Genomic DNA, 15,621 nt, shown 5'->3' with positions numbered 1-15,621 from the left:
GTCGCCCGTCACGGTTTCCAGCGATACATCAGCACCTTGCCGCGTGCGTCTTCCTCGACGAACACGAGGTACTCGCCGTTCTCGCGCCGGAACGCGCTGATGCCGAACGGCACGTCGACCCAGCCGGAGGCCTTGCCAACCTCGGCGCCCGGGCTCATCACGCCCACTTCCTTGCCGGTTTCCTTGTCGTACACGTGGATCTTGCCGACCGGCTCCACCCCGAACAGGTAGCGGCCCTCGGCCGTGAGCCCGATCAGGTCGAAGATCGGCTTCGCGTCGAGCTGCCACGGCAGCGCGACCTGGTAACGCACGACCGGCGAACCCGTCGACCACTTGTCGAAGCGGATCAGCACGCGCCCCACTTCCTTGTTGATGCCCGGCTGCGGCGGCGCGTCGGCCGTGTAGCCGGTCACGTACAGCGTGTCGGTCTGCGGCTCGTAGATCGCGCGGCGCAACTGCGTGAACGGCTGCGGCATCGGGTAGGTCGTGACCTTGTCGTACGAGTAGATCGGGTTGCCGGCCTTGTCGATGCCGCCGTACTGGAAGCGGTGGATGCCGCGCACGTCGCTGGTGCGCCAGATGTCGCCCTTCGTGTCGACCCACCAGCCCCAGCCGCCCGCCTTCGCCTTGCCGGTCGTATTGATCTCGGCCTCGTCGCCATCGATCCGGCCGTTGCCGTTCGCGTCGCGCCACAGCCAGTCGCCGCCCGGCGGCTTGTTCGGCACCTTGTCGACCGGTCGCGCACGCCCCGCGATCAGGCCGGACGGAATCGCGACCTCGCCGTCGCGCTTCGCGTCGAAGCGGTAGATCTTCAGGTGATCGGCGTACATGTCGGTCAGGTACAGGAACGTGCGGCCGTCGAGGCGCCGTGCGAACGGCATGCCGGGATACTGGTCCGTGTGGAACACGGGATCGTCCGGATACTTGAAGCGGTTCGACAGGAAGCCGACGTATTTCCAGTCCTGGCCCGGCGGTTTCGACAGGTCGAGCTCGAAGCGCTTGTTGCCCGTGTACACGCTGTTCGGCCGCGCCGGGTCGAGCCACGCGCCGTCGACGAACAGCAGCCCCTGCACCTGCCAGCGCAGCTTGCCGTCCGGCGTGTAGCTTTCGAGCACCGCGCCGAGCCCTGCGCCGATCGTGTCGTGGCGCGGCCCGATGCCGTTCATCGACACGTAGATGTTGCCCGCGCGGTCGACACCGACGCCCGTCAGCCCGTTGAAACGCTGCGGCCCCGGCCGGCCCGGCACCGGGCCCGCGAAGATGCCGCCGCGCTCGCCGAGCGTGCCCGACTGCGCATAACCCTTGCCGCCTTTCGAGAAGATCAGGATCTGCTGGCGCGGCCCGTTGTCCGCGACGAGCACGCGCCCTTTCGCGTCGACGGCCACGTCCACCGCCTCGGTGCCTTCCGGCAGCGCGGGCGCGTCGTCGAGCTTGCGGCCGTCCGCGCGCACGTGCACGAGGTGCGCGGGCCCGTTGAGCGTATCGGTGAGCAGCCACAGCGTGCCGTCGCCCGCGAGTGCGAGGCGGCCCGGCTCGTGCGCGCTCCACGTGCCCTTCTGCTGCATGGTCTCCGCGTCGTACACGTTCACCGCGTCGCGCGACGGATTCGTCGCGAACAGCGTCTTGTCGTCGGCTGCGAGGCCGCCGACTTCCGCCTTCTGCTCGCCCACTTCCGAGCGCGCGGGCGCCGCGACCTCGTTCATCATCATGAAGCTCGCGGCCATCCGCGCGCGGCCGGTGTCCGCGCGGCCGCCGGGCGCGACCTGCGGCGCCGCGCGGAACGGCGCGGGCTGCTTCAGGTCGCCGATCGTGCGACGCGAGATGCCGAACCACTGCTTGCCCTTGTCCGGCCAGATGCCGGGCGACTGCAGGTGGCCGCGCTCGTTGCCGACACCGATCGCGACATACGCGTACTTGCCGTTCACCGCGATCGCGCTGCCGCCGAGGTTGCCCCAGCCGTGCGTGCCGCCGGCGAAGCCGAGCATCTTCCCGTCCTGGTAGACGCTCGCCTCGGCCCCGCTCTCGTCCCACGGCGCATTCGTATACACCTTGCCTTCAGGCGTCACCGCGATCGCGCGGATGTCGATCTGCGTCCAGCTGCCGTCGCCATAGCCGAACGTATTGCCGATCCACGACGTCGTCGCGGGCAACACCGTTTCGGCCGGTGCGGCGCTCGTCAGCATCGTCACGCATACCGTCATGCCTACCAGAATCAGACGTCGCAATGCGCTTCTCCAGACTTGATGCAACAGCGGCCGGGCCGCCGCAAGGACTGCCGCCGGCGCACCCTGTCGCTAAATGGGTTTCAAACGTCGCGATGCAGGTTACAAGCAAAAATAATCACAAGAAATTTGGAAATATTTGGGGATGTTTCCGCGTGAAATATCGAACCGGAACAGCGCCGAAAAGGTGCCCGAAAGCGGCAACAACGACCGCCTTTCGGTTTCCGTCCCGTAGAAAATGCCGCCCTCCACCGCCCGACGGGGCCGTCCGGGCGCCGACCTTTCATCCCACGACAGAAATAATCGGCATTTGAATATTTGCCGTCAGATAAATGACGCGCGTTTTTTTGCCGATTTCTTTTCCCTAGAATCGATTTCGATTCGATATTTCATTTAATGGCATGCATTACGTTCACGTTTACGCATCGGATGTGCGACACGCCCTAGCTCACGCCGCGCGTCGCGAAGGAGCGGCGCGATGACGGGCATCTCGCGACCCGCTGACCTCACCCCGTCGCAACACGGCCGCATCGTGCAGCTCGACGGGCTGCGCGCGATCGCGGTCGGCGCCGTGTTCCTGCAGCACGCGCTGAAGGCGCCGCTCTGGATGGGTGTCGACCTGTTCTTCGTGCTGAGCGGGCTGCTGATCACCGGCATCCTGCTCGATCGCAAGGCGCGCGGGCAGTCGTACTTCAGCCACTTCTACGCACGCCGCGTGCGTCGCATCCTGCCGCCGTACGTGCTGCTGCTGGCGGTGTCGACGCTCCTGTTCGGCGCGGGCTGGCTGCCGCACTGGCCGTGGTTCGCGTTCTTCTCGACCAACATCGGGCTGTCGCTCGGCAGCATCGGCCATGACAGCCTGAACGTGCTGTGGTCGCTCGCGGTCGAGGAGCAGTTCTATATCTTCTGGCCGTTCGTCGTGCTGTGGTGCTCGGAGCGCGCGCTGCTGTGGGTCGCCGCCGCGCTGATCGTCGCGGCCCCCGTGCTGCGCGCGATCGCGACGCCGTGGTTCGACTCGTTCTGGCCGATCTACTACCTGACGCCGTTCCGCATGGACCTGCTCGCCGCGGGCGCGCTGCTCGCGATCGTGCTGCGCCGCGACCGGCGCGCGCTCGAGCCGTTCTATCCGCTCGCGATCGTCGGCGCGCTCGTATCGCTCGCGATCCTCGGCTGGCTGCACCTGTCGTTCCCGCGCTTTCGCGCCGCGAACACGCCGCTGTCGAATGCGGCGCTCTACAGCATCTCGCTGCTGCTGTGCACGTCGATCGTCGTGATCGCGCTGCGCGGCCGCGGCCTCGTGCAGCGCGTGCTGACGAACCCGATGCTCGTCTACGTCGGCACCGTCAGCTACACCGTGTACCTGATCCACCTCAGCGTGCTGTACGCGCTGTGGCCGCTGCACCTGAACCGCTTCGTCACGGCCGCGCTGGCGCTCGCGCTCACGCTCGCGTACGCGACCGTGAGCTGGTACGGCTTCGAACGGCGCCTGACGCGCGGCCCCGCACGCCGCGCGCTGCCGGCCGCCGCCGGCACGACTGCCTGAATTTCATCATCCATCGTTTCTACCAGGACAACGTCATGAGCCAAACTCGCAAGAAGGCCATCATCACCGGGATCTCGGGGCAAGACGGCGCCTATCTGACCAAGCTGCTGCTCGACAAAGGCTATGAAGTCACCGGCACCTACCGCCGCACCAGCTCGGTGAATTTCTGGCGCATCGCCGAGCTCGGCGTCGACACGCACCCGAACCTCACGCTCGTCGAGCACGACCTGACCGACGCTGGCTCGAGCCTGCGCCTGCTCGAACGCACGCAGCCCGACGAGCTGTACAACCTCGCCGCGCAGAGCTTCGTCGGCGTGTCGTTCGACCAGCCGGCGACGACCGCCGAAGTGACGGGCCTGGGTCCGCTGAACCTGCTCGAGGCGATCCGCGTCGTGAGCCCGAACACGCGCTTCTACCAGGCGTCGACCTCCGAGATGTTCGGCAAGGTGCAATCGATTCCGCAGACGGAAGCGACCTCGTTCTATCCGCGCAGCCCGTACGGCGTCGCGAAGCTGTACGCGCACTGGATGACGGTGAACTACCGCGAGTCGTACGGCCTGTTCGGCAGCAGCGGCATCCTGTTCAACCACGAGTCGCCGCTGCGCGGCCGCGAGTTCGTCACGCGCAAGATCACCGACACCATCGCGAAGATCAAGCTCGGCAAGGCGACCCGCCTCGAGCTCGGCAACCTCGACGCGAAGCGCGACTGGGGCTTCGCACTCGAGTACGTCGAAGGCATGTGGCGCATGCTGCAGGCCGACGAACCCGATACCTATGTGCTGGCAACCAACCGCACCGAGACCGTACGCGACTTCGTGCGGATGGCGTTCGCGGCGGCTGGCTATCAGATCGAGTGGACCGGCAAGGGCGAGCAGGAGCGCGGCCTCGACGCGGCGACCGGCAATGTGCTCGTGGAAGTGAATCCGAAGTTCTACCGCCCTGCCGAGGTCGACCTGCTGATCGGCTGCGCGGACAAGGCTAAAGCCAAACTCGGCTGGGAACCGAAGACGACGCTCGAACAACTTTGCCAGATGATGGTCGAAGCGGATTTGACGCGGAATCAACACCATGACACGTTCTGAAGCCGGACGCCCGTCGCGCCGTGCATTCGTCACCGGCCTGACGGGCTTCACCGGCCGCTACATGGCCGAACGCCTGCAGGCGGCCGGCTATGAGGTCTGGGGCACGGTCGCGCCCGGTACGGTACGGCCCGACGATCCGGCCTTCGCGCACTGCACGCTGCTGCCCGTCGACCTGCTCGATGCGGATGCGATGCGCGCGGCGGCCGCCGACGCGCGGCCCGATGCGGTCGTGCATCTCGCCGCCCGCGCGCACGTCGCGCAGGACGAGCCGTCGCAGACTTACGCGGTCAACATCGTCGGCACGCGCAACCTGCTGGCCGCGCTCGCGGGCCTCGACCGCCGCCCGTCGGCCGTGCTGCTCGCCAGCAGCGCGAACATCTACGGCAATTCGACGGCCGGCGTGCTCGACGAAACCGTCGCTCCGGCCCCGGCGAACGACTACGCGGTCAGCAAGCTCGCGATGGAATACGCGGCGAGGCTATGGGGCGACCGGCTGCCGATCGTGATCGCGCGGCCGTTCAACTACACGGGCGTCGGCCAGAGCGATGCGTACCTGCTGCCGAAGCTCGTCGCGCACTACGCGCGCAACGCACCGCGCATCTCGCTCGGCAATCTCGACGTGAGCCGCGATTTCTCCGACGTGCGCGACGTGACGGCCGCGTACCTGAAGCTGGTCGAGGCCGCACCGGCCGGCGAGACGTTCAACGTCTGCTCGGAGCGCGCGTATTCGCTGAAGGAAGTGCTGGCGATGCTGTCGCGCATCGCCGGTTACGTGATCGACGTGACGATCGATCCGCGTTTCGTGCGGCACAACGAGGTGAAAAGTCTGAGTGGGTCGCGCGACAAGCTGCGACGCGCGGTGGGCGAGCTGCCCGTCACGCCGCTCGACGAAACGCTGCGATGGATGGTGGAGGCAATGCGCAACGACGCGCATGCGGGCGGACATCCCGCCGGGTAAGCCGGGCGATTTGCATCGACACCAAAACGAAGGGCCGGTCACGCAAGCGACCGGCCCTTCGTCCAAGTGTCACGTCAAATCACGTCACGACATGCGTGACGTGCCGCGCTCAACCTTCGAGGCCGCGCGCGAGATCCTTGCGCAGGTCGCCCGCGTCTTCGAGGCCGACCGACAACCGGATCAGCCCTTCGCTGATCCCTGCCGCCGCGCGCGCTTCCGGCGTGATGCGGCCATGCGTGGTCGTCGCCGGATGGGTAATGGTCGACCGCGTGTCGCCGAGATTGCCGGTGATCGAGATCAGCTTCGTGTTGTCGATCACGCGCCATGCATTCGCGCGCTGCTGCTCGGGCGTGTCGCCGTTCAGCTCGAACGACAGGATCGAACCGCCCGCCTTCTGCTGACGCTTCGCGAGTTCGTGCTGCGGGTGCGATTCGAGGCCCGGGTGAAACACGCGCGCAACCGCCGGATGCGAATCGAGCCAGCGTGCGATTTCCAGCGCGTTCGCCGACTGCTTCTCGACGCGCAGCGACAGCGTCTCCATCCCCTTCAGCAGCACCCACGCGTTGAACGCCGACAGCGTCGGGCCCGCGCTGCGCACGAACGGGAACACCTTGCCCATGATGAATTCCTTCGAGCCGACCAGCGCGCCGCCGAGCACGCGGCCCTGCCCATCGAGGAATTTCGTCGCCGAGTGCATCACGACATCCGCGCCGAGCTTCAGCGGCTGCTGCAGCACCGGGCTGCAGAAACAGTTGTCGACGACGAACAGCGCGTTCGATGCCTTGGCGATCTTGCCGATCGCCTCGATGTCGGCGAGTTCGGTCAGCGGGTTCGACGGCGTCTCGAGGAAGAACATCTTCGTTTCCGGACGCACGGCTTCCTTCCACGCGTTCAGGTCGGTCGGGTCGACGAAGGTCGTCGTGATCCCGAACTTGTTGAAGATCTGCGAGAACATCCCGAGCGTCGAGCCGAACAGGCTGCGCGAGCTGACGAGGTGGTCGCCGGCCTGCAGCGCGGCCATCACGACCGACATGATCGCGGCCATCCCCGACGCCGTCGCGATGCACGCCTCGCCGCCCTCGAGCGCCGCGAGACGCTCCTGGAACATCGTGACGGTCGGGTTCGTGAAGCGCGAATAGGTGAAGTAGTCTTCCGAATTCGCGAAGCGCTCGGCCGCGTCGGCCGCGCTCTGGAAGCAGAAGCTCGACGTGAGGAACAGCGCTTCCGAGTGCTCGTTGAAGTCGCTGCGCAGCGTGCCCGCGCGCACGGCAAGCGTGTCGAAGTTGAGGGAGTCGTCCATGTTCCGTTTTCCGTATTCGAGGGTCGCGCGGGTGGCGCGAACCCAGTCAAAACCAGGCCAAAACAAAAAGCCCGCTATGCGTCGGCATCAGCGGGCTTCGGTGCGGTACGACAGCGATCGACTCGGGCCGGTTGCCACCGGCCTTCGCTTTAGCTGTTTTGGGAAGTCGCCCCGCGTCCGCAAGCTGATATCAAATCGACGCAAGGCCACATCCTATCACGCCTCGTCAAAAGCGTGCGCCGGTGTCACTCGACCGACAACTGCAGGTTCATCTGCGAGCGTTCGGTGTCGCCCGCCGTGTCGCGATCGGCCTGCGATGCCGGCGTGAGGCGCGCGCGCTCGATCGCATCGAGATACTCGGGCGTCACGTCGCCGGTGATGTAGTTGCCGTCGAAGCACGACGCCTCGAAGCGTTCGAGCTTCGGGTTGATGTCGCGCACCGCGCGGCGCAGATCGTCGACGTCCTGATAGATCAGGTGGTCGGCGCCGATGATCTTCGCGACTTCTTCGTCGGTGCGGCCATGCGCGACCAGTTCGCCGCGCGTCGGCATGTCGATGCCGTACACGTTCGGGAACTTCACGGGCGGCGCGGCCGACGCGAAGATCACCGACTTCGCGCCCGCATCGCGCGCCATCTGCACGATTTCATGCGAGGTCGTGCCGCGCACGATCGAATCGTCGACGATCAGCACGTTCTTGTCCTTGAACTCGATGCTCATCGCATTGAGCTTCTGGCGCACCGACTTCTTGCGCACGGCCTGGCCCGGCATGATGAAGGTACGGCCGACGTAGCGGTTCTTGAAGAAGCCTTCGCGATACTCGACGCCGAGCTTCGCGGCGACCTGCATCGCAGCCGGGCGCGACGAATCGGGAATCGGCATCACGACGTCGATCGGCACGTTCGGCAGCTCGCGCTTGATCTTCTCGGCGAGATAGTCGCCCATGCGCAGGCGCACGTTGTAGACCGGCACGCCATCGAGGCACGAATCCGGACGCGCGAGGTACACGTATTCGAACATGCACGGATTCAGCGTCGGCTGCTCCGCGCACTGCTGGCTGTGGAAGTTGCCTGCGGGATCGATGAAGATCGCTTCGCCCGGCTGCACGTCGCGGACGAATTCGAAACCGATACCTTCGACGGCCACCGACTCCGATGCGACCATCCATTCGGTGCCGTTTTCGGTCTCGAGCTTGCCGATGCACAGCGGGCGAATGCCGAACGGGTCGCGGAACGCGAGCAGGCCGTAGCCGGCGATCAGCGAGACGATCGCATACGAGCCCTGCAGGCGGCGATGCACGCCCGAGACGGCCTTGAACACCGAGGCCGGATCGAGCTCGAGGCCCGTGGTCGACAGTTGCAGCTCGTGTGCGAACACGTTGAGCAGCACTTCGCTGTCGGAATTGGTGTTGATGTGCCGGCGGTCGATCCGGAACATCTCGTCCTTCAGTTGCTGCCAGTTCGTCAGGTTGCCGTTGTGCGCGAGGATGATCCCGAACGGCGCGTTCACGTAGAACGGTTGCGCCTCGGCTTCGCTCGACGCCGAGCCGGCGGTCGGGTAGCGCACCTGGCCGATGCCGTAGGTGCCGGGCAGGCTGCGCATGTTGCGCGTGCGGAACACGTCGCGCACCATGCCGTTCGCCTTGTACATGTGGAAATTGCTGCCGTCCGCCGTCGCGATGCCCGCCGCGTCCTGACCGCGATGCTGCAGGAGCAGCAGGCTGTCATAGATCAGCTGGTTGACCGGGGATTGGGAGATAACGCCTACGATGCCGCACATGGCATGTCCTTCAGAATGACAAAATCGGTTCCGTCCTGCCCGGCCGCGTCGTCACACGCGTACGTACTGGGCCATGCCGTCGGGCAGGAGCTGCTTCAGCTCGTGCACGCCCTGTTCGGCGAAAGGACGCAATAGCGCATTGCGCCAGAATTCCTGTTTGGGCAGCTCGGTCAGCCCGGCCGCCGCGACCAGCAGCACCACCAGCACGCAGCCGCGGACGAGCCCGAACATCATGCCCAGCGAGCGGTCGACGCCGCCCAGGCCGCTCGCCTGCGCGATCCGCGACAGCAACGCGTTCGCCACGCCGGCGACCAGCACCACGCCGATCACGACCAACGCGAAGGCGATCACCCACTGCGTCAGCGCACCGCCCGGCCAGTTCGCCGGGATATACGGCACGACCAGTCCGACGTAGCGGCCCGCGATCACGATCGCCGCGATCCAGCCGATCAGCCCGAAAATCTCGGACACGAAACCGCGCCACGCGCCACGCAGCGCAGACAACGCGATCACCGCCAATACAGCGTAGTCGAAAGCCGTCAGCATCGTGCGTTACTGCGTCAGACCGGCTTCGCGCACCTTCGCGATCGCGGCGGACGCCGCCGCACGATCCGCGAACGGGCCCGCACGCAACAGTGTAGCCGTGCTGCCGTCTGCCTGCTTGCGATGCTCGACATATGCGGGCACACCCGCGGATTTCAATTTGGTGGCCCACGAACGGGCCGTCGCGTCGTCCTTGAACGAACCGAGCTGCACCGCGAAACGCGCACCGGCCGGCGACGACGGCGACGAAGCGTCGCTGCTGTCCGGGCTGGCGGCGTCGGTATGCGCGACGGCCGCGGGCGCGGGGGCAGGCTTCGGCGCGGCCGGCTTCGCCACGGGGGCGGCCGGTTTCGGCGCGGGCTTCGGCGGCGTCACGCTCGCCGTGGTCGTGGTATCGGGTTTCGCGGCCGGCTTGTCGGCATCCTTCGGCGCGGGCGCCGGTGCAGCCGCAACGGCGACATCGGATGCCGGCGGTTCGTCGTGCGCGACGCCTGCCTGTACGTCGGCGGCGTCATCGTCGCGCGGTGCGACCGCCTGGTGCGCGGGCCGGTTCGGAATGTCGATGGCGATGTCGTCCGTGACCGGCTTCGGGTGCGAGTCGAGCACCATCGGCAACACGATCACGGCGGCGACGACGAGCGCGATCGCGCCGACGAGGCGACGGCGCGCGCGTTGCTTTTCTGGAAGGGTCGGATCGAGGAGCAGTGCGTCCGATTCCGGACGCTCGGTGCGGCGCGAGCGTCGCTCGACGCGCTCAGTGGTGCGCTCCGTGCGCACGTTCCGGGAGGTCCCGGTGCGACCGCCGCGCCGCGGGGGCGCGTCGTCGTCTTTCTTGCCGAACGAGAAAATTCCCATGAATGGCTGAGTCCGAAACTGCCCGTCAGTCAGTGTTGCTGCGATTTACGGTAGGCCAGCACGCCGGCAACCGTATGGAAACTGCCGAAAACCACGATTCTATCATTCTCGGATGCTCTTTTTAGTGCATCGCGAAACGCTTCGGCAGGCGACGTGTAACGCGTGACGCTCGAATCGGGCCCCTCCTCCACGCCGGCCTTGCGCAGCGCAGCTTCGAGCTGCTCCGCGGAGGCCGCGCGCGGCAGCGGCAGGTCGGTCACGCACCAGTGGTCGATCTCGCCCTTCAGGTGCTGCAGCACGCCGTCGATGTCCTTGTCGTGCATCGCGCCGAACACCGCGTACGTGTACGGGAAGAAGCCCATGTTGCCGAGGTTCTGCTCGAGCACGGCCGACGCATGCGGGTTGTGCGCGACGTCGAGCACGATCGCCGGCTTGCCGGGCAGCACCTGGAAGCGCCCCGGCAGCTCGACGTTCGCGAGGCCGAGCCGGATGTCCTGCGCGGACACCGGCAGCACCGGACGCAGCGCTTCGAGCGCGGCGAGCGCGGCCGACGCATTGATCAGCTGATTCGCCCCGCGCAGCGCCGGGTACGCAAGCGCCGGATAGCGCTTCTCGCGGCCGAGGTAGCTCCATTGCTGGCGCTCCGCGCCTGCCTGCGCCTCGTAGCGGAAATCGCGGCCGACCAGCCACAGATCGGCGCCGATCGCTTCGGCGTGGTCGATCAGCGTTTGCGGCGCGGCCGGATCGCCGCAGATCGCCGGCTTGCCGGCGCGGAAGATCCCGGCCTTCTCGAACGCGATCTTCTCGCGCGTGTCGCCAAGGTATTCGGTGTGGTCGATGTCGATGCTCGTGACGATCGCGCAATCGGTATCGATGATGTTCACCGCATCGAGCCGGCCGCCGAGGCCGACTTCAAGGATCACCGCGTCGAGCCCGCGCGATGCGAACAGGTGCAGGATCGCGAGCGTCGTGAATTCGAAGTACGTGAGCGACACCGGCTCGGGCAGCGACGTGCGCGCGGCTTCGACGGCCTCGAAGTGCGGCAGCAGTTCATCATCGGTGACGTTCTGCCCGTTCACGCGCGCGCGCTCGTTGAATTCGAGCAGGTGCGGCGACGTGTGGCAGCCGACCTTGTAGCCGGCGCGCACGAGGATCGTCTCGAGGAACGCGCAGGTCGAGCCCTTGCCGTTCGTGCCGCCGACGGTGATCACGGGGCACGCGAATTCGAGCTGCAGCGCCGCCTTGACCTGCCCGATGCGGGTCAGGCCCATGTCGATGCCGACCGGGTGCGCGCGTTCGAGATGCGCAAGCCACGCGTCGAGAGTGGGAAAAGTGCTCATCGGTTCAAATCTGGATCGGGACCGCCACTACGCCAAAAAACGAAGCGCGCCGCCTGACGCTGAAGCCAGGCGACGCGCAGTGTTCACAACCTCGCGCCGGTCAGGCCAGCGCGTCGGCCGGTTGCCGCTGCAGCAGCGCGAGCAGCTGCGCGATCTCGTCGCGCAGCTTGCGGCGGTCGACGATCATGTCGATCGCGCCCGTCTTCAGCAGGAATTCGGCGCGCTGGAAGCCTTCCGGCAGCTTCTCGCGGACCGTCTGCTCGATCACGCGCGGGCCGGCGAAGCCGATCAGCGCCTTCGGTTCGGCGATCACGACGTCGCCGAGGAACGCAAAGCTCGCCGACACGCCGCCCATCGTCGGGTCGGTCAGCACCGAAATGAACGGCAGCTTCGCTTCCGACAGCTTGGTCAGCATCGCGGTGGTTTTCGCCATCTGCATCAGCGACAACAGGCTTTCCTGCATCCGCGCACCGCCCGAAGCGGTGAAGCAGATGAACGGCACTTGCTGTTCCAGCGCATTCTGCGCGCCGCGTACGAAGCGCTCGCCCACCACCGAGCCCATCGAGCCGCCCATGAACGAGAACTCGAAGCAGGCCGCGACCACCGGCAGCGTGTGAATCGCACCGCCCATCACGACCATCGCGTCGGTCTCGCCCGTGTCGTCCATCGCTTCCTTCAGACGATCGGGGTACTTGCGGCTGTCCTTGAACTTCAGCGTGTCGACCGGCACGATTTCCTGGCCGATCTCGTAGCGGCCTTCCGGATCGAGCAGCCCGTCGAGGCGCTCACGCGCACCGATGCGCATGTGGTGATCGCACTTCGGGCACACGTGCAGGTTCGCGTCCACGTCGTTGCGGTACAGCACGGCCTCGCAGGACGGGCATTTGACCCACAGGCCTTCCGGAATGCCCTTGCGGCTTTTCGGGTCGGTCTGCTTGATCTTCGGCGGCAACAGTTTGTCGAGCCAGCTCATCGTATGGTTTCCTGTTCCGTGGCGGGGCGGGCCAACCGGCCCGTTCCCGCTTCCTGTGTTGTGTTTATCGCGCCGCCTTGCCCGCGCCGTCCAGGGCGGCACGCAGCTCGGCGATGAACGTCTTCAGCGCGGCGGCGGCCCCCTCCGGCGCAGCGCTTTCGAGCAGCTGCACGAGGCGGCTGCCGATCACGACGGCGTCCGACACCTCGGCCACCGCGCGCGCCGTTTCGGCGTCGCGGATCCCGAAGCCGACGCCGACCGGAACCGGCACGCGCGACTTGATGGCCGGGATTTTACCCGCAATGCTCGAAACATCCAGATTTCCTGCACCGGTCACGCCCTTGAGCGACACGTAATACACGTAGCCGCTCGCGATCTTGCCGACGTCGGCGATGCGTTCATCGGTCGACGTGGGCGCGAGCAGGAAGATCGGATCGATCTGCGCGGCGCGCATTTTCTCGGCGAACACGCCCGCCTCTTCCGGCGGATAGTCGACGACGAGCACGCCGTCGACCCCGGCCGCCTGTGCTTCGGCCGCGAACGCGTCGACGCCCATCCGCTCGATCGGGTTCGCATAGCCCATCAGCACGACGGGGGTTTTGGGGTCGGTTTCGCGAAAGCGCTTCACGTCGGCGAGCACGCTCTTGAGCGTGACGCCGCGCGCGAGCGCGCGTTCCGACGAACGCTGGATCACGGGGCCGTCGGCCATCGGGTCCGAGAACGGCACGCCGAGTTCGATCACGTCCGCGCCGCCTTCGGCGAGCGCGTGCATGAATTCGACGGTTTTGGCGGGATCCGGGTCGCCGGCCGTGATGAACGGGATCAGGCCCTTACGGCCTTGTTCGGCGAGCGCGGCGAAGGTCTGCTGAATACGGGACATGGCAATTTTCCTAAATGCGTTCGGCGATGCGGCGGCGCGATTCACGCGCACGCCGGCGCAGCGAGCGCGTTCACGCGCTCGTGCGCGATCGCACAATAGCTTTCGTTGATCTCGTAGCCGACGAAGTCGCGCCCCTGCCGTGCGCAGGCCACCGCGGTCGTGCCGCTGCCCATGAACGGATCGAGCACGCGGCCGCCCGGCGGGCAGCTTGCGAGCACCATCCGCTCGATGATTTCCAGCGGCTTCTGGGTCGGATGATCGACGCGTTCCGCGTGCTGCCGATGCAGGCGCGAGACCGACCAGACGTCCTTCGGGTTGTAGCCCATCTCCAGCCACTTGCTGCCTTCGAACAGCTTGCGCGAGCGGGCCTTCTTCGTGTCGGCGTCGTACGGGATGCGGACCGGATCGAGATCGAAGTAATACGCCTTGGAAACCGCGAAAAAGCCGATGTTGTCGTGCACCGACGTGAAACGGCGCGTCGTGCCGCCCATGCTCGGCACGCGCCGGTCCCAGATGATCTCGTTGACCATCGTGAGCTGCGTCTTCAGGAAGCTGAAGATTTCCGGCGCGTACTGCCACGTGCAGAAGATGTACATCGACCCGCTCGGCTTCAGCTTCGGAATTGCGAGCTCGAGCCACTCGCGCGTCCATGCGAGAAAGTCGTCGCCCGAACGCTTGTCCGAGTCGTTGCCGTAGTCCTTGCCGAGCCCGTACGGCGGATCGGCGACGATCAGGTCGATCGACGCGTCCGGCAGGTGCATGGCATGGGTCAGGAAATCGCGGTTATGCAGTTCGATACCGGACGGCAGCGCGCGCGGCTCGGCAGCGGCGGGCTGAACCGCCCCCGCCTCGCTCGCGGCACCGCCGCCCGGTTCTTCGATCAGGTCACGCATCGGTCGGGGTCAGAGCTCGATGCCCGATCGCTCGGCGACCGTATGCATGTCCTTGTCGCCGCGGCCCGACAGGTTGACGAGCAGGATCTTGTCCTGCGGCAACGTCGGTGCGAGCTTCACGCCATACGCGATCGCGTGGCTCGACTCGAGCGCGGGAATGATCCCCTCGATCCGGCAGCAGTCGTGGAACGCCTTCAGCGCTTCCTCGTCGGTGATGCCGACGTACTGCGCACGGCCGCTGTCCTTCAGCCACGCGTGCTCGGGGCCGACGCCCGGATAGTCGAGGCCCGCCGACACCGAATGCGTCTCGATGATCTGGCCGTTGTCGTCTTGCAGCAGGTAGGTCCGGTTGCCGTGCAGCACGCCCGGGCTGCCGGCGATCAGCGACGCCGCGTGATGGCCCGTGTCGAGGCCGTCGCCGGCCGCTTCGACGCCGATCAGCTGCACCGAGGTGTCGTCGATGTACGGATAGAAGATGCCCATTGCGTTCGAACCGCCGCCCACGCAGGCGATCACCGCGTCAGGCTGCCGGCCGGCGAGCTCGGGCATCTGCACCTTGCACTCGTCGCCGATCACGCGCTGGAAGTCGCGCACCATCATCGGGTACGGGTGGGGGCCCGCGACCGTGCCGATGATGTAGAACGTGCTCTCGATGTTCGTGACCCAGTCGCGCATCGCTTCATTCAGCGCGTCCTTCAGCGTGCGCGAACCCGACTCGACCGGCACGACCGTCGCGCCGAGCAGCTTCATCCGGTAGACGTTCGCGGCCTGGCGGCGCACGTCTTCCGAACCCATGTAGACGACGCACTCCATCCCGAAGCGCGCGCAGATCGTCGCGGTCGCGACGCCGTGCTGGCCGGCGCCCGTCTCGGCGATCACGCGCTTCTTGCCCATGCGCTTCGCGAGCAGCGCCTGGCCGATCACGTTGTTGATCTTGTGCGCGCCGGTGTGGTTCAGGTCTTCGCGCTTCAGGTAGATCTGCGCGCCGCCGAGCGTCTCGCTCCAGCGTTGCGCATGATAGATCGGCGACGGGCGGCCGACGAAATGCTTCAGCTCGCGCTCGAATTCGGCGACGAAATCGGGATCGTTCTGGAATTTTTCATACGCCGCGCGCAGTTCGTCCAGCGCGTGAATCAGCGTCTCGGCGACGAACGTGCCGCCATACGGGCCGAAGTGGCCGCGATCATCAGGAAGGTTGTACATGGTGTCTCTCTCGATCGGTCGGCGCGCCCCGCTTGTCGGGCCGCACCGGCT

The 15,621-nt window shown here is 66.5% G+C and carries 13 protein-coding genes; 3 read left to right on the top strand and 10 right to left on the bottom strand.

All coding sequences use genetic code 11. The annotated features are described in order from the left end of the window. Window positions 1–8 precede the first annotated feature (8 nt). The gene (locus LGM89_RS09195; RefSeq protein ID WP_226273018.1) at window positions 9–2,201 is read right to left on the bottom strand and encodes a hypothetical protein; all 2,193 of its coding nucleotides are present in this window, start codon (window positions 2,199–2,201) and stop codon (window positions 9–11) included. 499 nt (window positions 2,202–2,700) lie between these two features. Between LGM89_RS09195 and LGM89_RS09190 the strand changes: the two genes are divergently transcribed. Genes LGM89_RS09190 through LGM89_RS09180 form a run of 3 tightly spaced genes read left to right on the top strand, consistent with a single transcriptional unit; the run spans window position 2,701 to window position 5,805 of the window. After that, complete coding sequence (locus LGM89_RS09190) at window positions 2,701–3,765, top strand: acyltransferase family protein (protein ID WP_226272887.1); 1,065 nt, start codon at window positions 2,701–2,703, stop codon at window positions 3,763–3,765. A gap of 35 nt (window positions 3,766–3,800) precedes the next feature. Beyond that, complete coding sequence (gmd, locus tag LGM89_RS09185) at window positions 3,801–4,847, top strand: GDP-mannose 4,6-dehydratase (RefSeq protein ID WP_226272886.1); 1,047 nt, start codon at window positions 3,801–3,803, stop codon at window positions 4,845–4,847. Then, on the top strand, window positions 4,834–5,805 hold the full coding sequence (locus LGM89_RS09180) for an NAD-dependent epimerase/dehydratase family protein (protein WP_226272885.1): 972 nt from the start codon (window positions 4,834–4,836) through the stop codon (window positions 5,803–5,805). Before gmd ends, LGM89_RS09180 begins: the two co-directional genes overlap by 14 nt. A 109-nt stretch (window positions 5,806–5,914) precedes the next feature. On the opposite strand, the gene LGM89_RS09175 is transcribed toward LGM89_RS09180, so the two are convergent. From LGM89_RS09175 to trpB, 9 genes are all read right to left on the bottom strand, one after another. Further along, window positions 5,915–7,105 carry an O-succinylhomoserine sulfhydrylase gene (locus LGM89_RS09175; protein WP_226272884.1) on the bottom strand — a complete coding sequence of 397 codons (1,191 nt, stop codon included), beginning with the start codon at window positions 7,103–7,105 and terminating at the stop codon, window positions 5,915–5,917. A 245-nt stretch (window positions 7,106–7,350) separates the two neighbouring features. Continuing rightward, the gene (gene purF / locus LGM89_RS09170) at window positions 7,351–8,883 is read right to left on the bottom strand and encodes an amidophosphoribosyltransferase (protein WP_089427935.1); all 1,533 of its coding nucleotides are present in this window, start codon (window positions 8,881–8,883) and stop codon (window positions 7,351–7,353) included. Between the two features lie 51 nt (window positions 8,884–8,934). Beyond that, window positions 8,935–9,429 carry a CvpA family protein gene (locus tag LGM89_RS09165; RefSeq protein WP_069251156.1) on the bottom strand — a complete coding sequence of 165 codons (495 nt, stop codon included), beginning with the start codon at window positions 9,427–9,429 and terminating at the stop codon, window positions 8,935–8,937. 6 nt (window positions 9,430–9,435) lie between these two features. Beyond that, window positions 9,436–10,281: an SPOR domain-containing protein gene (locus LGM89_RS09160; protein ID WP_226272883.1), complete on the bottom strand. Its 846-nt coding sequence runs from the start codon at window positions 10,279–10,281 to the stop codon at window positions 9,436–9,438. Window positions 10,282–10,310: 29 nt separating this feature from the next. Next, complete coding sequence (gene folC / locus LGM89_RS09155; RefSeq protein ID WP_226272882.1) at window positions 10,311–11,621, bottom strand: bifunctional tetrahydrofolate synthase/dihydrofolate synthase; 1,311 nt, start codon at window positions 11,619–11,621, stop codon at window positions 10,311–10,313. Between the two features lie 100 nt (window positions 11,622–11,721). Beyond that, entirely contained in the window at window positions 11,722–12,594 is an 873-nt protein-coding gene (gene accD, locus LGM89_RS09150; RefSeq protein ID WP_089497355.1) for an acetyl-CoA carboxylase, carboxyltransferase subunit beta, read from the bottom strand. A 64-nt stretch (window positions 12,595–12,658) separates the two neighbouring features. Further along, entirely contained in the window at window positions 12,659–13,474 is an 816-nt protein-coding gene (gene trpA, locus LGM89_RS09145; RefSeq protein ID WP_089442926.1) for a tryptophan synthase subunit alpha, read from the bottom strand. Between the two features lie 41 nt (window positions 13,475–13,515). Further along, the gene (locus LGM89_RS09140; protein WP_226272881.1) at window positions 13,516–14,367 is read right to left on the bottom strand and encodes a DNA-methyltransferase; all 852 of its coding nucleotides are present in this window, start codon (window positions 14,365–14,367) and stop codon (window positions 13,516–13,518) included. Between the two features lie 9 nt (window positions 14,368–14,376). Continuing rightward, window positions 14,377–15,570: a tryptophan synthase subunit beta gene (gene trpB, locus LGM89_RS09135; RefSeq protein WP_089497358.1), complete on the bottom strand. Its 1,194-nt coding sequence runs from the start codon at window positions 15,568–15,570 to the stop codon at window positions 14,377–14,379. Window positions 15,571–15,621 lie beyond the last annotated feature (51 nt).

The sequence above is a fragment of the Burkholderia sp. AU31624 genome, from assembly GCF_020420065.1.
Lineage (GTDB): Bacteria > Pseudomonadota > Gammaproteobacteria > Burkholderiales > Burkholderiaceae > Burkholderia.
Note: the sequence above shows the minus strand (reverse complement) of the source record. Positions and strands in the feature narration are given on the sequence as shown.